Origin of the sequence: Nonomuraea sp. NPDC049309 (genome assembly GCF_043196965.1) — a bacterium.
Lineage (GTDB): Bacteria > Actinomycetota > Actinomycetes > Streptosporangiales > Streptosporangiaceae > Nonomuraea > Nonomuraea fastidiosa.
On sequence record NZ_JBICSH010000001.1, the window covers coordinates 485928 to 503972 of the forward strand.

Sequence of the window (18045 nt, forward strand, 5' to 3'; positions counted from 1 at the left end):
GGTCCGGCCGGTCACTGATCGCGGCCCGCAGGTCCTCGTCGGCGAGGTCGTCGGTGTAGTGGAGGGCGAGGTCCACCGAGCCGGGCCGCAGGCGGACCTTGCGCAGCGTGCGGTCGCGCAGGGCGATGAAGTCCTCGCGTCCGGCGGGGGTGAGGGCTCACCCTGCTGCTCGAACACGAGTAGTCGGACCTTATTAATCTACAATGTAAAGGCGCCGGAGTTTTGAGGCTCACCCTCCATTTCTTCTAACGAGCGGGCTTCGCCCGCACGCACCCACCGAAAACTCAAGCGTCCCCGTCCCGGTCGCGAACGCCTGCGGGTGGCGGGTGCGCCGCCCGCAGGATGGCCGTCGTCGCCTTCGGTCGCGTGGGGGTGGCGCTGCCGGATCCAGCGGCTTTGGCTGCTCTGCTGGTGCCGCTCACAGAGTCAGCGTGCGCACCCGGCCCGCGCCTCACCGTCCGGCCGCTCGGCGGCGAGTCCCTGCTGACGGCCTCGCAGGCCGGTCGCGTCGGAGCCGGGCCGTACGTACGGACGTCCCTGCCGGTGGGCGGTTTCGGTGGGTGCGCCTGGGGCGAGGCGGCGCCGAAGGGCGGGTTTATCGGCGGGTGATGGCCTGTTCGAGCAGCCGGTGGAGGGTGCGCTGCTGTTCGGGTGTGAGGGTGGCCAGGGGTGAGTCCTCGGTGAGGAGTTGCAAGAGGCGCTCGCGTAGGACGGTGCCTTCAGGGGTGAGGACGAGGTGCTTGGCGCGGCGGTCGGTGGGGTGGGGGCGGCGTTCGATGAGGCCCTGTTTTTCGAGCTTGTCGACGATGAAGGTGGCGTTGGAGGGCTCGCAGCTCATGCGTTCGGCGAGCTCTCGCATGGTCATGGGGCCGGTCATCTCCCGCAGGGCGGTGGCCTGGGCGGCGGTGAGGCCGAGGGTGGTGGCGCGTCGGCGTACGTGGTCGGCGATCTGCTGGGCGAGGCCGTTGACCAGGCCGCAGAGCTCGCGTTCGGCGGCGGCCTGCGGTTCTGGGGAGATGGTCATGGCCTTCATGCTACCAAGGTGCTTTAAGGCAGTATTTTTCTAGCTTCACTCTTTCAAGTCGTGATATTTCAAGAATTACTGGTTCAAGCTTGATGCTTATGGTGCGCCGGTCGGCCCGCTGGGGCGCGGTGCGTGGAAGCGTGAGGAGGGAGTGCCGGTATGGCGATCGGTGTGGTCGATCCGGGTGAGCGGTTTCGGCGGCCGGGTGAGGTCCGGTCGTTGTGGCTGGGCGAGGTGCGGGTGTCGTTCGTTCCTGACGGGGTCATTCAGGGGGTGCCGCGCGCGTGGTTGCCGGACTCGACGGATGAGTTCTGGGCCGCTCATCCGGAGTATCTGGATGGTTCGGGGCATCTGGTTGCGAGCATCGGCGGCCTGCTGGTGGAGAGCGGTGGCCGGGCGTTGCTGATCGATGCGGGGTGGGGGCCGGTGTCGTTGCCGGCCGTGCCGGGGCGGCCGAACGGTGCCGTGCGGGGTGGTGCGTTGCCGGCCGGTCTGCGGGTGTTGGGGTGTGGGCCGGAGGAGATCGAGGCGGTGGCGTTCACGCATCTGCACGTCGATCACTATGGCTGGGCCTGGCGTCCGGGGGCGGTGTTCGGGCGGGCGGAGTATGTGGTGGCCGAGGCGGAGTGGGCGGAGTCCGATGTGGGCGTGCCTGAGGGGGTGCGGGTGCGGACGGTGGCCGATGGGGAGGAGGTGTTTCCGGGTGTGCGGGTGCGGGTCACCGGTGGTCATACGGCCGGGCATGCGGAGTACGTCATCACCGGGGGTGGGCGGCGGTTGATCGCGTTCGGGGATGCCATGCATGCGCCGGTGCAGGCCGATCGTCCTGAGTGGTCGTGTGTGTACGACGTGGATGGGGTTCGGTCGGCCGGGCATCGGCGGCGGTTGCTGGCGGAGCTGGAGCGGCCGGACACGATCGGTTTCGGGGTGCATTTCGCCGATGTGGTCTTTGGGCGGGTGGCCCGGGACGGTGCGGGTCCCGCGTGGCGGCCGGTGGATGGGTGAGTGCGTCAGGGGCGGGTGGCCAGGCGGCGGGCGGCGTGGACGACGGCGGCGCGGCGGCGGGTGGTCTCGTCGGTGTCGCCGTCGTCGTGGCCGGTGAGCATGCGGGCGATCTGGGGTGCGGCCGACCAGTAGCTGGCGAGGGAGATGATGAGGAACATCAGGTGGGCGGGGTCGAGGGTGTCGTCGATGTGGCCTGCCTGCTGGGCGGCGGCGATGGTGGCGGCTTTGGCTTGGTAGAGGCCGGTGCGGGTGAGCTCGTCGGGGATGGCGCCGTGGTTGGAGAGTCCTTCCCAGAGGACGAGGCGGGCGAGGTCGGGGTGGGTGCGCTGGTAGTCGTAGGCGCGGCCGGCGAAGTCGCCGATGTCGTCGGGGCCGGTGATGTGGAGGGGGACGGCGGCGGCGAGGGCGTCGACTTCGGTGCGGATGACGGTGGAGAAGAGGGCGGTTTTGTCGCCGTAGTAGTTGTAGACGCGTTCGCGGTTGACTTTGGCGCGTTTGGCGATGCGGTCGATGGTGGTGCCGTCGGGGCCGTGGGCGGCGAATTCGGTGAGTGCTGCCTGGTAGATGCGGGTTTTGGTGCCTTCGACGTCCCATGCCATGGCAGCCATCCTATTCCAACACGCGTGTTGCAATTGGCGGCCGGGCGGGGTTAGGGTCGGCCTGAAGCCAACACGAGTGTTGGAGTTCGTTGCTCAGGGGGCTGACAGATCATGACCGTGAAGACCGTACTGATCACCGGCGCCACCAGCGGCGTCGGCGCCGAGGCCGCGCGGCTGCTGCTGGAGCGCGGCCACCAGGTGGCCGTCACCGGCCGCGACGAGGCGAAGCTGAAGGCGTTCGCCGAGGAGGCCGGGCATCCCGACCGGCTGCTCGGCGTGATCGCCGACGCCGCGGACTGGCAGGACACCCAGCGGGCGGTGGCGCAGACCGTGGAGCGGTTCGGCGCGCTGCACGCGGCGGTGGCCAACGCCGGGGTCACCTCCCGCGATCACGTGCACACCGTGGGTTCGACGCTGGCCGACGGCGACCCGGAGCTGTGGCCGTCGATGGTGCTGACCAACGTGCTCGGCCCCGCCCTGCTGGCCAGGGCGACGCTGGCGCACCTGGAGGCGACCGGCGGGCGGCTGGTGTTCGTCGGCAGCGTGGTCGGGGTGAAGAACAGCCCCGGCAACCTGTACTCGGCGACGAAGTGGGCGGTGACCGGGCTGGCGGAGAACCTGCGCATGCTCGCCACCGGCCGCGGGGTCGGCGTGACGCTGGTCAATCCGGGTGTCATCGACACGCCGTTCTGGCATGACGCGGGCGCGCCGACGGTGTCGCTGCAGCCGGGTGCGATCGCCGAGGCGATCTGCTACGCCCTGGACCAGCCGGCCGGGGTGGACCTCAACACGATCACGATCCGGCCGATCGGCCAGCAGATGTGACGAGTCCCGCCCCGGGCAGGCGCCAGGTCAGCAGACCGGGTCACGCCACGTTGCCCTCTTCTCGGCGGTCGAGGGCACGGTCGAGGGCGGCGGGCCGGTCCACGCCACCGGTGCGGCCGGCGGTGACGGCCAGGGCCGCGGGAAGGCGCCGGGGCCGAGTCGCGGCGGGGTGCCCAGGTCGTGGCCGAGGGCGCCGGCGGCGAATGCGCCGCCGGTGACGATGACGATCGCGCCGGCCAGGACGTCGGGCCGGGAGCGGTGTGCCCGCATGGTCAGGAGGCCTTGATGCCGGCGTCGGCGATGACCTTGCCCCAGGTGCCGAGCTGTTCTTGCAGCTTGGCTTTGTGGGCTTCGGGGGTGGCCTGGCCGGCGGGGACGGGGGCGGTGCCGAGCTTGGCCATCTGGTCGATGACCTTCTGGTCGGCCAGTGCCGTCTTCAGTGCCTCCGACAGCTTGGTCACCACGTCGGGCGGGGTGCCGTGGGGGACGTAGAGGCCGTGCCAGACGCTGACCTGGAGCTGGGGCAGGCCGGCTTCGGCGGTGGTGGGGACGTCGGGCAGGCTTGTGACGCGTTCGGGGGTGGTAACGGCGTAGACCTTGACCTCGTGGGCGGCGATCTGGCCGCTGGTGCTGGTGGTCTGGTCGCACATGACGTCGACCTTGCCGCCGACGAGGTCGGTGAGGGCGGGTCCGGTGCCTTCGTAGGGGACTTCCTGGAGTTCGACGCCGGCGGCGGTCTGGAAGAGCAGTCCGCACAGGTGGGAGGCGGCGCCGATGCCGGCGTTGGCGAGGGTGACCTTGTCGGCGTTGGCTTTGACGTAGGAGACGAGGTCCTGCAGTGTGGCGGGGCCGAAGTCCTTGCGCGAGACGATCGTCATGGGGACTTCGGTGACCAGGCCGACGGTTTCGAAGCTCTCCAGCGGCCGGTAGCCGAGGTCCTTGTAGAGGGCGGGGGCGGTGGACATGCCGATGTGGTGCATGAGCACGGTGTAGCCGTCGGGCTGGGCGCGGGCGACCTCGCCGGCGCCGACGGTGCCGCCTGCGCCTTCGACGTTCTGCACGACGATCTTGCCGCCGAGTTTCGCGGCCATGGGGTCGGCGATCATGCGGGTGAGGGTGTCGGTGGGGCCGCCGGCGCTGAACGGTACGACGAAGGTGATGGTGCGGTCGGGGTAGCCGTCGTCCGGGCCGTCTGTGGTGCCGTCCGTGGTGACGGTGCCGCCGGTGCCGGAGCAGGCGGCGAGCAGCGCCGCCGCGGCGATGAGGACGATGATGCGGGTGGCGGCCCGGTACCTGGTGGCCGGTGTCATGTCGCGACCTCCTCGTCGGCGGGTGCCCGTGTGGTGCGTGCGCGGCCTCGAATGGTGCTGTGGAAGACGCGGTTTCGAAGGGTGGGGAAGGGTGTCGAGGAGATGGGGCCGGTCGGGGAAAGAATCGCAGGATTGCCGGGGCAACACAAGCGCTTGATTCGGGCGGGCCTTTCCTGCGGGGGTGTCCGTCCGCGCGGTGTGCCGGGTGTGCGGGAAAATGCGTTGCCGCCGGTCAGGGGCGCGGCATAGGCTGCTGCGCTCGTGGTCTCAGTGATGGAACGCGTGCTGCCCGCCCGGCTGGGGACGGGTTTCCGGTGGTTGCTGGCCTCGAGCTGGCTGACGAACCTCGGCGACGGGCTGGCTGCGGCGGCGGGGCCGCTGCTGATCGCCACGCTCACCCGTGACCCGCTGCTGATCTCGCTGTCGGCCTTGGTGGGCTGGGCGCCGCCGCTGATGTTCGGCCTGTATGCGGGTGTGCTGTCGGACCGGCACAACCGGCGCACGATCGTGCTGGTGGCCAACGCCGCCCGCGCGGTGGTGCTGGCGGTGCTGGTGGTGATGCTGCTGACCGGCACGCTCACGGTGGCCACCGCGCTGGTGGCGCTGACGCTGCGGTCGGTGGCCGAGGTGTTCGCCGACAACGCCACCTCTACGCTGACGCCCATGCTGGTCGGGCGGGATGATCTGCTCGTGGCCAACGCCCGGCTGGGCACCGGGTTCATCACGCTCAACCAGCTGGCCGGGCCGCCGGTGGGTGCGGCGCTGATCGGGCTCGGGCTGCTGTGGCCGTTCGCGGCTCAGCTGCTGCTGGTGCTGGCCGGGATGGTGCTGGTGTCGCGGGTCGCGCTGCCGCCCCGCTCGGGCCGTGCGGCGGACGCGGCCGCCGTCGAGCAGCGGGGCTCGGGGATGGTGCACGAGCTGCTGGACGCCTTCCGCTGGACGGTCAGGCACGCGGCCGTGCGCACGCTGGTCCTCACCATCTTGATCTTCAACTTCACGTTCGGGGCCGCCTGGTCGGTGCTGGTGCTCTACACCCAGGAGCAGCTGGGCCTGGGTGCCGTCGGGTTCGGCCTGGTGACGACCATTCAGGGCGTCGGCGGGCTGGTCGGCACCGGCCTGTACGGGGCGATCACCCGGAAGGTGAGCCTGGGGGTGCTGATGCGGATCGGGCTCATCATCGAGACCTTCACCCATCTGGGGCTGGCGTTGACGCACTCGCCGTGGGTGGCCGGCGCGATCTTCCTGGTGTTCGGCGCGCACGCCTTCATCTGGGGCACCACGTCGGTGACCGTGCGGCAGCGGGCGGTGCCGCACGAGCTGCAGGGCCGGGTCGGCAGCGTCAACACCATCTGTGTCTACGCCGGGCTGGTGGTCGGCTCGGTCATCGGCGGCCTGCTGGCCGCGCACTGGGGGGTCGCGGCGCCGTTCTGGTTCGCCTTCGCCGGGTCGGCGGCGTTCGTGGTGCTGCTGTGGCGGCAGCTGCTGCACATCGCCCACGACGAGTAGCGGGAGGGGTCAGGCGGGGGTGCGGAACAGCGCCACCGCCCGGGTGCCGATCTTGAAGGAGGCGTCGGGGCGGTGGCCGTCCACGACGACCTTGCGTCCGCGTACGGTGACCGCGAGCACCCCGCCCCGGGGCAGGACCGTCGTCAGGGCCTCGACCATGCCGGTGACGCCTGCGGCGGCCGAGGGGCCGCGCCAGTGGGCCTGCTCGCCGTAGGGGACGTCGGTGATCGCGATGTCCGGGACGTGGCCGGCGATGGCCTGCCGGAGCTGGGCGGGGTCGAACACGTCGGCCTGGCGGGCGGCGTGCGGCAGGTCGCCGCCGGCGGCCTGTAGTGCGTCGGCCAGGCGGCGGGCGGCGTGGGCGGCGTCGGTGTAGGCGGGTTTGCCGAAGCGTGCGGCGCGTTCGCGCAGGTCGGCGGCGCGGGCGTGGAGGCCGGCGCGGGTGAGCAGGGCGAGGTTGCGTCCGGCGAGGCCGACGGCGTCGGGGTCGAGGTCGCAGGCCAGCACTGCGGCGATGCGGGTGCGGTGCAGCAGCGCGGTGACGGTCAGCAGGTAGCCGCTGCCGCAGCAGGGGTCCCATAGTGTCGCCGGATGGTCTCCGCCGCGCAGGGCCAGGGCGCGCTGGAAGATCTCGCTGGCCAGCCGGACGGGGAAGGCGGGGAAGCCGGGTGCGGAGTGCAGCACCGAGCCGCTGGCCAGGTCCTGGTGGTCGCGGGCGGTGACGGCGTGGCGGTAGGTCATGCGGGGCCGCCGGCGGTCGCGCGGCGCTGGCGGGCGGCTTCGTACAGGGTGACGGTGGCGGCGCTGGCGGCGTTCAGTGAGCTGGCCGCGCCGGCCATGGGGATGCGGGCCATGACGTCGCACGCCTGGCGCCATGCGGCGCTCATGCCGGTGGTCTCGTTGCCGATGACCAGCAGGGTCGGGCCGGTCAGGTCGAGCTCGGAGATGTCGAGGTCGCCTTTTTCGTCGGTGCCGACGATCGTCAGCGGCAGCCCTCGGGTGCGCAGGCCGTCCGCCCAGGCCAGCACCTCGCGGTGTGAGGGGCAGCGCACGACGGGCAGTGCCAGTAGCGAGCCGGTGGAGGCCCGTACCGAGCGGGGGTCGTAGGGGTCGGCGGCGTGGCCGGTGACGATGAGGCCGGTGCCGCCGAAGGCGTCCAGCGAGCGGGCCATGGTGCCGATGTTGCCGGGCATGTTGGGCCGGTCGAACACCGCGCCGAGGAACGCGGGCCCCGCCTGGATGCGGGACAGGTCGTCGTCGGGCAGTGCGGCGACGGCGACGAGCTCGGGCACGTCTTCGTCTTTCTCGCCGAGCAGGCGCAGCAGGTCGGGGGCCAGGGCCACGGGCTCGGCGCCGGAGGCCTGGAGCATCTGCCGGGCCCAGCTCGACAGGGTGCGCTCGGCGTCGTACAGGAGGGTTTTGATGGGGTGGCCGAATTCGACGGCGAGGCTGATCGGGCGTACGCCCTGGACGATGAACTCCTTGGCGCGCTGCCGCTTGGTGCGGTTGCCGAGCAGGGCCTGCCACTGCTGGAAGCGGGCGTTGGCCCGTGTGATGCGCGTGTGCGTCGTCGCCGGTCGCCCCCGATGTGTCACGCGGTCCAGGATAGGAGGGGATCGGCCGGCGACCGCAATTGAATTTCGGGCGTCAGCTCAGCAGGGTGCGCAGCTCGTCGAGCACGTCCTTGATGATGACGGTGAGCGGGCGCTGCTCGCCGTCGGCGATCCAGCGCAGGAACGCGACTTCGAAGGCGGCGATGCCCGAGCGTGCGGCGAGCGTGGCGGTGGGGGAGGCGACGCCGCGCGCGGTCATGGCGTCGGCGATGGTGGCGGCGAGCATCGCCATTTTGTGCTGCTCGCGTTCTTGCAGGGCGGGGTTGCGGTCGATGACCTGCTGGCGGGTGCGTGACCAGGGGCGGCGTTCGTCGGAGAAGGCCGAGGTGATCGACTGCAGGGCGCAGGCGACGATCTCCATGGGGGTGGCCTGCTGGGGTGCGGCCTGTACGCCCTCGAGGGCGGCGTTGACGAGGTGGTCCTGGCCGCGGAAGAGGACTTCGCGCTTGTCTTTGAAGTGCCGGAAGAAGGTGCGTTCGGTCAGCCCGACCGCTTGGGCGATCTCGGCGGCGGTCGTCTCTTCGTAGCCGCGGGTGGAGAACAGTTCCAGGGCCGCCTGCTGGAGCCGATCGGGGGCTCCGGGTTCCCAACGCACCATGGTCCCGAGTCTAGTGATGACAGCAACTGACATGCGAGCTAAGCTATGTCAGTAACTGACGTCAGTTGCTGACATCGCCTGGATTCCGCCCCTCCCGAAGGGGCGCGTGAGGAGATCCCGCCATGCACGTGTTCGTCACCGGAGCCTCCGGATGGATCGGCTCCGCCGTCGTCGACGACCTCATCGCCGCCGGCCACAAGGTCACGGGCCTGGCCCGCTCCGACGCCTCCGCCGCCAAGCTGGAGGCCAAGGGCGCCGCCGTCCACCGCGGCGACCTCGACGACCTCGCCGGCATCCGCGCCGCCGCCGAGGCGGCCGAAGCCGTCATCCACCTGGCCAACAAGCACGACTGGGACGACATGGCCGGCACCAACGCCGCGGAACGCGCCGCCGTCCAGACCATCGGCGACGCCCTCGCCGGCAGCGACCGGCCGTTCCTGCTCGCCTCCGGCCTCGCCGGCTTCGGCGATGCCGTCATCACCGAGGCCACCCCCTCGCCCTTCCACGGCCCCGACGCCCCGCGCGGCGGCAGCGAGAACCTCGCCCTGTCCTACGCCGAGCGCGGCGTGCGCGCCGTCGCCCTGCGCTTCCCGCCCACCGTCCACGGCACCGGCGACCACGGGTTCATCTCCGTCATCGCCGGCATCGCCCGCGACAAGGGCGTCTCCGGCTACCCCGGAGACGGCGCCAACCGGTGGTCGGCCGTGCACGTCTCCGACGCCGCCCGCCTGGTCACCCTCGCCCTCGGCAAGGCGCCGGCCGGCAGCCGTGTGCACGCCGTCGCCGAGCAGGGCGTGCCCACCCGCGAGATCGCCGAGGCCATCGGCCGGGTGCTCGGCCTGCCCACCGCCTCCATCGACCCCGCCGACGTGCCCGGGCACTTCGGCTGGATCGGGCGGTTCTTCTCCGCCGACTGCCACGCCGGCAGCACGGTCACCCAGGAGCTGCTCGGCTGGACGCCCACCGGGCCGGCCCTCATCGCCGACATCGACGCCGGCGCCTACGGCCGCCGCTGAACCCTGCCCTTCGCGAGGGCCGGGCGGGGCCGCGGGGCCGGCCGCCGCCGGCGGCATGGCGACGCGGGCGTGCCGGGGTGGCCGCGCCCCCGGCGGCCGGCCGGCTCAGGAGCCGTCCGGGGCGTCTCGGCGGGCGGCGGGCCGGACGATCCACAGGCCCGCGCCGTAGATGGCCAGGCCGAGCAGGACGAAGCCGAAGGCCACCGGATAGCGCAGCTGCTGCGGCATGTACGTGGCCACGAACCAGGTGTGGCGCAGCATGCCGTTGGCCACGAAGACGGCGGCCACGATGCCCTGCGGCACCAGCGGGATGGCGCCGAAGCCGAAGCAGTACCAGGCGAGGGTCTTACGGCGCCGCGACAGCCCGTCGACGCGGGAGGACACCGCCGGCTCGGGCCTGCGGCCGGTCCGCATGACGTCCAGCAGCTCCGGTCCGTGCGAGCGCAGCCGCCGCTCGGCCAGCAGGCCGAACCCCCACCAGCACGCGGCCCCGCTCACCACGCCGGCCGCGACGCCGGCCCAGCCCCACCACAGCGCCGCCGCCGCGGGCGCGCCGGTGACGACGACCAGGACCAGCATCAGGTAGGCCAGCCCGGTCAGGCCGCCGTCGTCCTCGCTGGTGCGCAGCGGGTTGCCGGCGCGGCGGTGCGGGTCGGTGCCGGGCACCAGCAGGTACACCGACACCAGCGGCACCAGCCCGGCCGCGCCGCCCAGCAGCGCGGCCGTGAGCGCCAGCACCAGCGGCCACGGCCCGCCCGTCACGGCCGTGCCCGCCCCGGCGAGGGCGAGCGCCACCGGCGCGTGCGCCGCCAGCCAGGCCAGCTGGCGGCCGCGCACGTCGCTCGCGCCGGGCATCATCAGCGTCAGCCACAGCGCGGTGCCGTCGACGCCGTAGACGTTGGCGGTCATCGCCGCCGCCATCACGATGAAGATCGGGCCGGTGTACGGCAGCATGCCGTTCCAGCCGAGCAGCAGCGGGCTGGCGGTGAAGCAGACGGCGTAGGCCAGGGCGAAGGTGAGCTGGTGGTTGCGCACCAGGTCGCGCGACCAGGTGCGCAGCTCCTTGGCCACGACCGCGCCGTCGGCGGTCGCGGCGGTCATCGGCCGCCTGGCCCGGCCCGAGCGGCGGGTCGCGCCGGAGCGCTCGCCGAGCAGCGCCGCCCAGACCGCCAGCAGCAGCACCAGCAGGGCGGCCAGCGCGGCCAGCGCCCACCACCGGCCCTGGACGGCCAGCAGTCCCCACGCGGAGGGCAGGTAGTGCACCACGGCGGGCACGCCGGTCTGCCCGAGGGCCACCAGGAACACCCAGATCTGCGCGAGCCCGGCCAGGAGCACGCCGTTGAGCAGGCCGGAGGCGACCGCGCCCGGCCGGGTGCGCACGGCCAGGCCGACCAGCGCCACGGCCACCTTCGACAGCAGCACGAACACCGCGAGCTGCAGCACCATCGCCGGCAGCGCCACCAGCGCGGCCACCGCGCCCAGCCGCGTCCCCGCCACCACGAGCCCGCCCAGCGCGACCAGCGTGACCAGCGGCGCCAGGCCCACGAAGGCGGCCACCAGCAGGCCGCCGGCCAGGCGGCGCGGCGGCAGCCCCAGCAGGGCGAAGTACTCCGGGCGCAGCGTCTCGTCGCCGCCGCCCATGAAGATCGGGCCCAGCACCCAGCCGAGCAGCCACACCGCGTAGGCGGCGGCCAGCAGGTCGAGGTCGGTGACGGCCAGATACAGCGTGCCCGCCGCGCACAGCAGCCCCAGTGTCACGCCGGTGCCGGCCGTCTGCGCCCGCCTGCCGTGCAGGGCGTGCCGCAGCAGCGCGAGCTTCATCCGGGCCATGGTCAGCTCGACAGCCACGACAGCTCCTTGATGCCGTCGCCGGGGTCGCCGACGAGCTCGACGAAGGCGTCCTCCAGCGACCGGGCGCCGCGTACCTCCTCCAGGGCGCCGGCCGCCGCCACGCGCCCGTCGTCGATCACGGCGACGCGGTCGCACAGCTGCTCGACCAGCGCCATCACGTGGCTGGACAGCACGATCGAGCCGCCGCCTGCGACGAAGCCGCGCAGGATCGTCTTGATGGTCGCGGCCGAGACCGGGTCGACGGCCTCGAACGGCTCATCCAGCACCAGCAGGCGGGGCGCGTGCAGCAGCGCGGTGGCCAGGCCGATCTTCTTGCGCATGCCGGTCGAGTACTCGATGACGAGGGTCTTGCCGGCGCCGTCCAGCTCCAGCACGCCCAGCAGGTCGTCGGCGCGCTCGGCCACCACGTCCTTGTCCAGGCCGCGCAGCAGGCCGAGATAGGTCAGCACCTCCCGCCCGGTGAGCCGTTCCGGCATGGCCAGCCCGTCGGGCAGCACCCCCACCAGCGCCTTGGCGCGGTCGGGCGCGGACCAGACGTCCTGGCCGAAGATGCGCGCGGTGCCCGCGTCGGGGCGCAGCAGACCGACCGCCATGGACAGGGTGGTGGTCTTGCCCGCGCCGTTCTGGCCGACGAGGCCGAAGAACGAGCCCGGGGGGACGGTGAGGTCGATGCCGTCGACGGCGAGGGTGTCGCCGAAACGTTTGGTCAGCCCTTCGATTTCAAGAGCCGGCGTCATAAGGGTCTCCGGGGGCGAGGGGACACGTGGCCCGCCGCGGGCCGCGTGGGGGACTCGGCCATCGACGCCTGCCGGCGGCCCGGGGGATCGCACAGCGTACGCGACACGCGAACGCGCAGTCACCCGATGGCACCATCACGATCTTATGCGGTCGGACCCGGCGAACTCGATGACGTTCTCGGCCACCTGAGTGTCGTTTCCGGCCACGAAACCCTCCCGGCGCGCTCGCCCGGGAGAATCGGTGCGCGGTCTCGTCGGGCCGGCTGCCGGGGGGGCCGGACCTGTCGGACATTCGGCCGAGGCGGCGGGCCGGGATCCGTCATTGGGCCGATGCCCGCACCAGGCCGCCGGGCGCAGGATCGGGCGTCATGTCCACTGGTGAACGGTCCCGCATCGCCGCGCTCGACGTCGTGCGCGGTTTCGCGCTGTGCGGCGTGCTCCTGGCCAACGTGCAGCCGATCGCCGCCGCGGGCGCCCCGCCCGTCGCGGCCCCGCAGGACGGCCTGTCCTGGCATGACCTGCTCGTCGGGCAGCGTTTTTACCCGATCTTCTCGGTGCTGTTCGGCGTCGGGTTCGCGCTGCTGGCGCGGTCGGCGGGGGAGCGCGCCGCCCGTCCCCGGCTCGTGCTGCTGCGCCGGCTGCTGGCGCTGCTGGCCGTCGGGCTGGCGCACCACGTGCTGCTGTGGCAGGGCGACATCCTCGCCGTCTACGCCGTGGCCGGGCTGGTGGTGCTGCTGCCGTCCACCTGGCTGCCGGTCAAGGCGGTGGCCTGGTCGTCGGCGGCGTTGCTGGTCGCGGCGCTCGCCCTGGGCGGCGGGCCGTTCGCGATGGTGCCCGGGCTGTTCCTGCTGGGCGCGGCGCTCACCCGGTACGGGGTCATCGACCGCGTCGAGGACGGCGTGCGCGTGCCGGCGCTGGTCGGGCTGAGCTGTGCCGCGCTGGCGGTGCCGGTGGTCGCGCTGCAGGCCCAGCAGGTGCGGCCGGACCTGACCGTGACGCTGGGCGGGCTGCTGATCGCGGGCGTGTACGTGTGCCTGCTGCTGGTGCTGCTGCGGACCCCGCTGCGCCGGGCGTTGCAGGCGGTGTTCGCGCCGCTGGGCCGGATGGCGCTGACCAACTACGTGAGCGCCACCGTGCTCGTGCTGGCCGTGGCGCCCCTGGTGGACGGGCCGCCGCACGCCTGGCCCGGCGGCGCGGTGCTCGGCATCGCCGGCGGCATCCTGCTGGTGCAGTGGTGCTGGTCGGTGCTGTGGCTGCGGCGCTTGGGCCAGGGGCCGCTGGAGTGGCTGTGGCGCTGGGCGACGTGGGCGCGCCGCCCCGCGCTCACCGCGCACCCGCGGCGGCGGGAGGCGGCCCGTCAGCGCCAGCCGAGCTCGGGGGCGACGTAGTTGAGCACCGAGGAGATCAGGTGGGCGTTGTAGTCCACGCCGAGCTGGCTGGGCACGGTCAGCAGCAGCGTGTCGGCCGCGGCGATCGCCTCGTCGGCGGCCAGCTCCTTGACCAGCACCTCGGGCTCGGCGGCGTACGTGCGGCCGAAGACGGCCCTGGTGGTGGCGTCGATGAAGCCGATCTGGTCGGTGCTGGTGCGCTCGTGACCGAAGTAGGCGCGGTCGGTGTCGTTCACGATCGGCATGATGGAGCGGCTCACCGACACGCGGGGCTCGCCCTCGTGCCCGGCCTCCTTCCACGCCTCGCGGTAGGCGGCGATCTGCTCGGCCTGCTGCACGTGGAACGGCTTGCCGTTCTCGTCGTCCTTGAGCGTGGAGCTCATCAGGTGCATGCCGAGCCCGGCGGCCCAGCGGGCGGTGGCGTTGGAGCCGGAGCCCCACCAGATGCGCTTGCGCAGGCCCGGCGAGTGCGGTTCGATGCGCAGCAGGCCCGGCGGGTTGGGGAACATCGGCCGCGGGTTGGGCTCGGCGAACCCCTCGCCCTGCAGCACCTTGAGGAAGACCTCGGCGTGCCGGCGGGCCATGTCGGCGTCGCTCTCGCCTTCGGCGGGCGCGTAGCCGAAGTAGCGCCAGCCGTCGATGACCTGCTCGGGTGAGCCGCGGCTGATGCCGAGCTGCAGCCGCCCGCCGGCGATGAGGTCGGCCGCGCCGGCGTCCTCGGCCATGTAGAGGGGGTTCTCATAGCGCATGTCGATGACGGCCGTGCCGATCTCGATGCGGCTGGTGCGCGCTCCGACGGCGGCCAGCAGCGGGAAGGGGCTGGCGAGCTGGCGGGCGAAGTGGTGCACGCGGAAGTAGGCGCCGTCGGCACCGAGCTCCTCGGCGGCCACCGCCAGCTCGATCGACTGCAGCAGGGTGTCGGACGCGCTGCGCGCCTTCGAATACGGCGACGACGACCAATGCCCGAAGCTCAGGAAACCGATCTTTTTCATGCAGCCTTCAACCTTCCTCTTGTCAAGAACATTCCGGCGCGCCGGGCGCCCCGGACCGGGATTTTGGAACGCCCGATCCAGACGGGGTGTGCAGGACGGGCTCTATGGCGCCGCGCTGGAGCGCTGTCGCACCACGTACGCGACCGCGGCCCTGCGCACCCTCGAGCGCGAGGGCGACGCCCGCGCCGCCGCTGCTGGAGCGGGTGCGCATCGCCGCCGAGGGCGGCCGCGGCCGCCTGCTGATCAACGCCGCGACCGAGCGCCTTCCGCAGGAGCGGCCGCGCCGCCGTCGAACGAGCGCAGCCGCCCCGACAGCGCCACCCCCGACGCCGTCGAGGAGTACGTGCGCTGCTCCTCGATGCCCGGCGGCATCCGCGCGATGCTGTCGATCTACCGGAACATGCTCGTCGGCGCCGAGCGGAACCGGCAGGCCGCCGAGCGCAAGCTCACCATCCCCGTGCTGGCGGACGGGGAGCCTCGGTTCGGCGAGGTGCAGCGCCGGCGGGCGGGTCCTCATCGCTCCAGGATCGCCGCGAGCCTGCCCAGAGCCTCGGTGATCCGCTTCGGGCTGAGGCCGAGCACCGTGCGCTGGTGGCTGTAGACGTCGGGGGCCAGCGGCGCGAGCAGCACCTCGACCAGGGCGTCGGGGTCCGGGGCCTGGGCGGCGACCAGCAGGGAGCGCACGTGGGCGCGCCAGAAGCCGTATGCGCCGGTCTCGAAGCGCGAGCGGCCCAGCTCCGAGCCGAGCACCAGGTGGGAGTGGTCCTCCAGAAGGTCCACCATGGCGGCGTAGAAGGCGGCCAGCCGCTCGGCGGGCGGGGCCCCGGGGCCCAGGGGCGGTTCGCCGCGCAGCAGGCGTTCCTGCAGGTCGCGCTCGTGCTCGTCGAGCAGCGCGACGGCGATCGACGCCCGGTCGGGGTAGCGGCGGTAGAGGGTGCCCCGGCCCACGCCGGCTCTCTTGGCGATGTCGTCCATCGTCACCTCGTGCGGCGGCCGCTCGGCGAAAAGCTGCGCGGCCGCCTGGAGGATCCGTGCCCGGTTGCGTGCGGCGTCGGCTCTTTCCATGCCCCCGATTGTATGTGGACGCGATGTCCGCTTATAGTCAAGTGGACACCGTGTCCGCATAGCGTGGTGAGGAGAGACCATGCTGCTGCACCTGGACGCCAGCGCCCGCCGCACGTCGCTGTCGCGGAGGCTGTCCGGCCTGTACGCCGAGACCTGGCGCACCGCGCACCCCCAGGCCGGCTACGCCTACCGCGACCTGGCCGCGAACCCCGTCCCGCACATCGGCCAGGCGTGGACCGAGATCTGCGACCACATCCTCGAACACGAGATCACCGACATCGCGCGCTACCGCGAGGCCGTGCGCACCCCGGCGCAGCGCGCGGCCTGGGCCGTCGTGGAGCCGCTGCTGCAGGAGGTGGTCGCGGCCGAGGTGATCCTCATCGGCACGCCGATGTACAACTACTCGATCCCGTCCGCGCTCAAGGCCTGGCTCGACCAGATCACCTTCCCGAAGATGTCGCTGCGCGGGCGCTCGTTCGTGGTGACGAGCGCCCGCGGCGGCGCGTACGGGCCGGGCACGCCGCGCGAGCCCTGCGACCACCAGGAGCGCTACCTGCGCGACTTCTTCACGGGCCACTTCGGCGTGGACGACGTCACCTTCATCCACGCCGAGCTGGCCAACGCCCGCCTCGACCCCGCGCTCGCCCACCTGCGCGAGCAGCACGAGCGGTCGCTGGCGGCGGCCGAGGCGGCCGTGGCCAAGGAGGCGGCACGATGAGCTGGCTGACCCTGCTGCTGGCCGGGCTCGTCGAGGTGGCCTGGTCGCAGAGCATCAAACCGACGCACAACTTCACCCGGCCGCTGCCCACGCTGATCTGCCTGGCCCTCATGGCCGCCGCCGTCTGGCTGCTGTCCCAGGCCATGAACACGCTGCCGGTCGGCACCGCGTACGCGGTCTTCACCGGCATCGGCGCCGCCGGCGCGATCACGCTGGGCATCGTGCTCAACGACGATCCCGTCTCGATCGGCAGGATCGCCGCGCTCGGGCTCATCGTCGGGGGCATCGTGCTGGCCAGGGTCACCACCTGACATCCGGCCGCGGCCTCGGGCCGGCCCATGGGGGCCGGGCGCGCAGGGGGAGCGCCGGTCAGCGCCAGTGCGCGTCGCCGATCAGCGCGGCCTCCGCGCCGCCGTCGGCGAAGATCACCTGCCCGGTGACGAACCGGTTGCCCGCCCCGGCCAGCCAGCACAAAAGCTCGGCCACCCACTCCGGCCGCCCGGGAAAGCCGCCGAACGGCTGCGGCGAGACCGACTCCACCGCGCGGCGCACCTCCTCGTCGCCGAGGATGTACGTGGCGGCGGGCGTGTCCACGACGCCGGGCGCGACCGCGTTGAGCGCGATGCCGGCCCCCGCCCACTCCGGCGTCGGCGCGGCCCTGCGCACCCACCGGTTCAGCGCCCGCTTGGCCAGGCCGTAGGCGCCGGTGGTGGTGGCCTCGATGCCGGGATCGGCGCGCATGAGGGCGAGCGCGGCCTGCTCGTCGCCGTCCAGGCACGCCGTGATGACCCGCTCGTCGGCCGGTTCCAGCGAGGAGGTGGACGACACGGCCACGGCGCGGGGCGCGTCGCTTGCCGCCAGCAGCGGGCGCAGCCCTTCGAGGGTGGCGACCGCGCCGAAGAAGTTCGTCTCCAGCAGTCCCGTCGTGCCGCCGCCCGCCACGGCGAGCACGGCGTCGATGGGGCCGCGCGCGGCCACCTGCTCGACCAGCGACCGCCGCCCCTCGGGGGCGGACAGGTCGGCCAGGACGTCGGCTCCGGCGAGGTCGCAGCCGATGACCGTGCCGCCGCGCTCGCGCAGCATGGCCGCGGTCGCCGCGCCGATGCCCGACGCCGAGCCGGTCACGACGTAGGTGCGCCCTGCGTGGTCGCCGCTCATCGCATCTCCTTTCCCCGCGGTACGTCGCGGGTGCTGCGGTCGAAGTGCTCCACCAGTTCCTCCGCGCAGAGCTCGGGATCGACGCCGGCCGCGATGAGCGGGGCCACGGCGTCGATCGAGGCCCGCAGCGCCGCCGCCATGACCCGCTCGTCGAACGGGCGGAACTCGCCGGTGCGCCGACCCTCGCGAAGCAGGCGGGCCAGCCGCTCGCGCGAGCTCACGTCGTGGCGCTCGTAGTCGGGCAGGCCGCCGTTGATGAGGATCTGCCGCAGCGCCGCCACCTCGCGCGGGTGCTCGGCGATGAAGCGCACGTTCGCCCGGATGACGGCGGCCAGCAGCGCGCGCGGGCCGGTCACGCCGTCGAGCGCGGCCCGCATGTACTGCTCGCTGTCGGCGACGATCTGCTCGGCCACGGCCGCGAACAGCTCGTCCTTGCTGGAGAAGTGGTACGTGATCAGCCGCTTGCTGCTGAGCCCGGCCCGGGTACAGATGGCCTCGAACGTCGTGGCCTGGTAGCCGCGCTCGGCCAGCAGGGCGATGGCGGTGCGGGTGATCTGCTCCTTGCGGGCCGCCGTGGCCGCCTCGCGGCTGATCGGCCCCTTGTTATCCATGCGGATAAACATTATCCGCATGGATAACA

General features: G+C 72.7%; 21 protein-coding genes. 8 read left to right on the forward strand and 13 right to left on the reverse strand.

The window, feature by feature from the left end; genetic code table 11:
- Positions 1-595 precede the first annotated feature (595 nt).
- Positions 596-1024: a MarR family winged helix-turn-helix transcriptional regulator gene (locus ACGFIM_RS02255; RefSeq protein ID WP_393193236.1), complete on the reverse strand. Its 429-nt coding sequence runs from the start codon at positions 1022-1024 to the stop codon at positions 596-598.
- Positions 1025-1183: 159 nt separating this feature from the next.
- Here ACGFIM_RS02255 and ACGFIM_RS02260 point away from each other — a divergent pair, with 159 nt between their 5' ends.
- The gene (locus tag ACGFIM_RS02260) at positions 1184-2029 is read left to right on the forward strand and encodes an MBL fold metallo-hydrolase (RefSeq protein ID WP_393193239.1); all 846 of its coding nucleotides are present in this window, start codon (positions 1184-1186) and stop codon (positions 2027-2029) included.
- A gap of 5 nt (positions 2030-2034) precedes the next feature.
- Here the strand turns inward: ACGFIM_RS02260 and ACGFIM_RS02265 are convergent, their stop codons facing one another.
- Positions 2035-2628: a TetR family transcriptional regulator gene (locus tag ACGFIM_RS02265; RefSeq protein ID WP_393193242.1), complete on the reverse strand. Its 594-nt coding sequence runs from the start codon at positions 2626-2628 to the stop codon at positions 2035-2037.
- A 111-nt stretch (positions 2629-2739) separates the two neighbouring features.
- Between ACGFIM_RS02265 and ACGFIM_RS02270 the strand changes: the two genes are divergently transcribed.
- Positions 2740-3453, forward strand: coding sequence for an SDR family oxidoreductase (locus tag ACGFIM_RS02270; protein WP_393193244.1), 714 nt, complete (start codon positions 2740-2742; stop codon positions 3451-3453).
- Positions 3454-3480: 27 nt separating this feature from the next.
- On the opposite strand, the gene ACGFIM_RS02275 is transcribed toward ACGFIM_RS02270, so the two are convergent.
- Both ACGFIM_RS02275 and ACGFIM_RS02280 read right to left on the reverse strand, forming a co-directional pair.
- Positions 3481-3723 (reverse strand): hypothetical protein, encoded by a 243-nt coding sequence (locus tag ACGFIM_RS02275; RefSeq protein ID WP_393193247.1) that lies wholly within the window; start codon positions 3721-3723, stop codon positions 3481-3483.
- A 2-nt stretch (positions 3724-3725) separates the two neighbouring features.
- On the reverse strand, positions 3726-4763 hold the full coding sequence (locus tag ACGFIM_RS02280; RefSeq protein ID WP_393193250.1) for a tripartite tricarboxylate transporter substrate-binding protein: 1038 nt from the start codon (positions 4761-4763) through the stop codon (positions 3726-3728).
- Positions 4764-5024: 261 nt separating this feature from the next.
- Between ACGFIM_RS02280 and ACGFIM_RS02285 the strand changes: the two genes are divergently transcribed.
- Positions 5025-6269 carry an MFS transporter gene (locus tag ACGFIM_RS02285; protein WP_393193253.1) on the forward strand — a complete coding sequence of 415 codons (1245 nt, stop codon included), beginning with the start codon at positions 5025-5027 and terminating at the stop codon, positions 6267-6269.
- A gap of 9 nt (positions 6270-6278) precedes the next feature.
- Here the strand turns inward: ACGFIM_RS02285 and ACGFIM_RS02290 are convergent, their stop codons facing one another.
- The 3 genes from ACGFIM_RS02290 to ACGFIM_RS02300 are packed head-to-tail and all read right to left on the reverse strand — an operon-like array spanning position 6279 to position 8480.
- Complete coding sequence (locus ACGFIM_RS02290) at positions 6279-7010, reverse strand: rRNA methyltransferase (protein WP_393193256.1); 732 nt, start codon at positions 7008-7010, stop codon at positions 6279-6281.
- On the reverse strand, positions 7007-7864 hold the full coding sequence (locus ACGFIM_RS02295) for a TrmH family RNA methyltransferase (RefSeq protein WP_393193258.1): 858 nt from the start codon (positions 7862-7864) through the stop codon (positions 7007-7009). The genes ACGFIM_RS02290 and ACGFIM_RS02295 overlap by 4 nt, the downstream gene beginning before the upstream one ends.
- A 52-nt stretch (positions 7865-7916) precedes the next feature.
- A complete protein-coding gene (locus ACGFIM_RS02300) occupies positions 7917-8480 on the reverse strand; it encodes a TetR/AcrR family transcriptional regulator (protein ID WP_393193261.1) in 564 nt (187 codons plus the stop codon).
- 122 nt (positions 8481-8602) lie between these two features.
- Here ACGFIM_RS02300 and ACGFIM_RS02305 point away from each other — a divergent pair, with 122 nt between their 5' ends.
- Positions 8603-9496, forward strand: coding sequence for an SDR family oxidoreductase (locus ACGFIM_RS02305; RefSeq protein ID WP_393193264.1), 894 nt, complete (start codon positions 8603-8605; stop codon positions 9494-9496).
- Between the two features lie 105 nt (positions 9497-9601).
- On the opposite strand, the gene ACGFIM_RS02310 is transcribed toward ACGFIM_RS02305, so the two are convergent.
- Complete coding sequence (locus ACGFIM_RS02310) at positions 9602-11344, reverse strand: hypothetical protein (protein ID WP_393193267.1); 1743 nt, start codon at positions 11342-11344, stop codon at positions 9602-9604.
- Positions 11329-12084 (reverse strand): ABC transporter ATP-binding protein, encoded by a 756-nt coding sequence (locus tag ACGFIM_RS02315; RefSeq protein ID WP_393193270.1) that lies wholly within the window; start codon positions 12082-12084, stop codon positions 11329-11331. The genes ACGFIM_RS02310 and ACGFIM_RS02315 overlap by 16 nt, the downstream gene beginning before the upstream one ends.
- Positions 12085-12452: 368 nt before the next feature.
- Between ACGFIM_RS02315 and ACGFIM_RS02320 the strand changes: the two genes are divergently transcribed.
- Entirely contained in the window at positions 12453-13472 is a 1020-nt protein-coding gene (locus tag ACGFIM_RS02320) for a DUF418 domain-containing protein (RefSeq protein ID WP_393193272.1), read from the forward strand.
- On the opposite strand, the gene ACGFIM_RS02325 is transcribed toward ACGFIM_RS02320, so the two are convergent.
- On the reverse strand, positions 13442-14464 hold the full coding sequence (locus ACGFIM_RS02325) for an LLM class flavin-dependent oxidoreductase (protein WP_393193275.1): 1023 nt from the start codon (positions 14462-14464) through the stop codon (positions 13442-13444). The two genes, ACGFIM_RS02320 and ACGFIM_RS02325, sit on opposite strands and share 31 nt — an antisense overlap.
- 88 nt (positions 14465-14552) lie before the next feature.
- Between ACGFIM_RS02325 and ACGFIM_RS02330 the strand changes: the two genes are divergently transcribed.
- Positions 14553-15065 (forward strand): hypothetical protein, encoded by a 513-nt coding sequence (locus ACGFIM_RS02330; protein WP_393193278.1) that lies wholly within the window; start codon positions 14553-14555, stop codon positions 15063-15065.
- Here the strand turns inward: ACGFIM_RS02330 and ACGFIM_RS02335 are convergent.
- On the reverse strand, positions 14978-15529 hold the full coding sequence (locus tag ACGFIM_RS02335; protein WP_393193281.1) for a TetR/AcrR family transcriptional regulator: 552 nt from the start codon (positions 15527-15529) through the stop codon (positions 14978-14980). The two genes, ACGFIM_RS02330 and ACGFIM_RS02335, sit on opposite strands and share 88 nt — an antisense overlap.
- 79 nt (positions 15530-15608) lie before the next feature.
- Here ACGFIM_RS02335 and ACGFIM_RS02340 point away from each other — a divergent pair, with 79 nt between their 5' ends.
- Together ACGFIM_RS02340 and ACGFIM_RS02345 are read left to right on the forward strand one after the other, a co-directional pair.
- Positions 15609-16247, forward strand: a complete 639-nt coding sequence (locus ACGFIM_RS02340; RefSeq protein ID WP_393193284.1) for an FMN-dependent NADH-azoreductase — start codon at positions 15609-15611, stop codon at positions 16245-16247.
- Complete coding sequence (locus ACGFIM_RS02345; RefSeq protein WP_393193287.1) at positions 16244-16558, forward strand: DMT family transporter; 315 nt, start codon at positions 16244-16246, stop codon at positions 16556-16558. Before ACGFIM_RS02340 ends, ACGFIM_RS02345 begins: the two co-directional genes overlap by 4 nt.
- A 58-nt stretch (positions 16559-16616) precedes the next feature.
- Here the strand turns inward: ACGFIM_RS02345 and ACGFIM_RS02350 are convergent, their stop codons facing one another.
- Together ACGFIM_RS02350 and ACGFIM_RS02355 are read right to left on the reverse strand one after the other, a co-directional pair.
- A complete protein-coding gene (locus ACGFIM_RS02350) occupies positions 16617-17405 on the reverse strand; it encodes an SDR family oxidoreductase (RefSeq protein WP_393193290.1) in 789 nt (262 codons plus the stop codon).
- A complete protein-coding gene (locus ACGFIM_RS02355) occupies positions 17402-18016 on the reverse strand; it encodes a TetR/AcrR family transcriptional regulator (RefSeq protein WP_393193292.1) in 615 nt (204 codons plus the stop codon). Before ACGFIM_RS02355 ends, ACGFIM_RS02350 begins: the two co-directional genes overlap by 4 nt.
- Between the last annotated feature and the right edge of the window lie 29 nt (positions 18017-18045).

What these genes read in the sequence shown, in the direction of transcription:
- ACGFIM_RS02260 (WP_393193239.1), top strand. Translation starts at nt 1,184, where the DNA reads ATGGCGATCGGTGTGGTCGATCCGGGTGAGCGGTTTCGGCGGCCGGGT.
- ACGFIM_RS02315 (WP_393193270.1), bottom strand. Translation starts at nt 12,084, where the DNA reads ATGACGCCGGCTCTTGAAATCGAAGGGCTGACCAAACGTTTCGGCGAC.
- ACGFIM_RS02335 (WP_393193281.1), bottom strand. Translation starts at nt 15,529, where the DNA reads ATGGAAAGAGCCGACGCCGCACGCAACCGGGCACGGATCCTCCAGGCG.
- ACGFIM_RS02345 (WP_393193287.1), top strand. Translation starts at nt 16,244, where the DNA reads ATGAGCTGGCTGACCCTGCTGCTGGCCGGGCTCGTCGAGGTGGCCTGG.
- ACGFIM_RS02300 (WP_393193261.1), bottom strand. Translation starts at nt 8,480, where the DNA reads ATGGTGCGTTGGGAACCCGGAGCCCCCGATCGGCTCCAGCAGGCGGCC.
- ACGFIM_RS02355 (WP_393193292.1), bottom strand. Translation starts at nt 18,016, where the DNA reads ATGGATAACAAGGGGCCGATCAGCCGCGAGGCGGCCACGGCGGCCCGC.
- ACGFIM_RS02280 (WP_393193250.1), bottom strand. Translation starts at nt 4,763, where the DNA reads ATGACACCGGCCACCAGGTACCGGGCCGCCACCCGCATCATCGTCCTC.
- ACGFIM_RS02350 (WP_393193290.1), bottom strand. Translation starts at nt 17,405, where the DNA reads ATGAGCGGCGACCACGCAGGGCGCACCTACGTCGTGACCGGCTCGGCG.
- ACGFIM_RS02290 (WP_393193256.1), bottom strand. Translation starts at nt 7,010, where the DNA reads ATGACCTACCGCCACGCCGTCACCGCCCGCGACCACCAGGACCTGGCC.
- ACGFIM_RS02255 (WP_393193236.1), bottom strand. Translation starts at nt 1,024, where the DNA reads ATGACCATCTCCCCAGAACCGCAGGCCGCCGCCGAACGCGAGCTCTGC.
- ACGFIM_RS02305 (WP_393193264.1), top strand. Translation starts at nt 8,603, where the DNA reads ATGCACGTGTTCGTCACCGGAGCCTCCGGATGGATCGGCTCCGCCGTC.
- ACGFIM_RS02325 (WP_393193275.1), bottom strand. Translation starts at nt 14,464, where the DNA reads ATGAAAAAGATCGGTTTCCTGAGCTTCGGGCATTGGTCGTCGTCGCCG.
- ACGFIM_RS02270 (WP_393193244.1), top strand. Translation starts at nt 2,740, where the DNA reads ATGACCGTGAAGACCGTACTGATCACCGGCGCCACCAGCGGCGTCGGC.
- ACGFIM_RS02340 (WP_393193284.1), top strand. Translation starts at nt 15,609, where the DNA reads ATGCTGCTGCACCTGGACGCCAGCGCCCGCCGCACGTCGCTGTCGCGG.
- ACGFIM_RS02265 (WP_393193242.1), bottom strand. Translation starts at nt 2,628, where the DNA reads ATGGCATGGGACGTCGAAGGCACCAAAACCCGCATCTACCAGGCAGCA.
- ACGFIM_RS02320 (WP_393193272.1), top strand. Translation starts at nt 12,453, where the DNA reads ATGTCCACTGGTGAACGGTCCCGCATCGCCGCGCTCGACGTCGTGCGC.
- ACGFIM_RS02275 (WP_393193247.1), bottom strand. Translation starts at nt 3,723, where the DNA reads ATGCGGGCACACCGCTCCCGGCCCGACGTCCTGGCCGGCGCGATCGTC.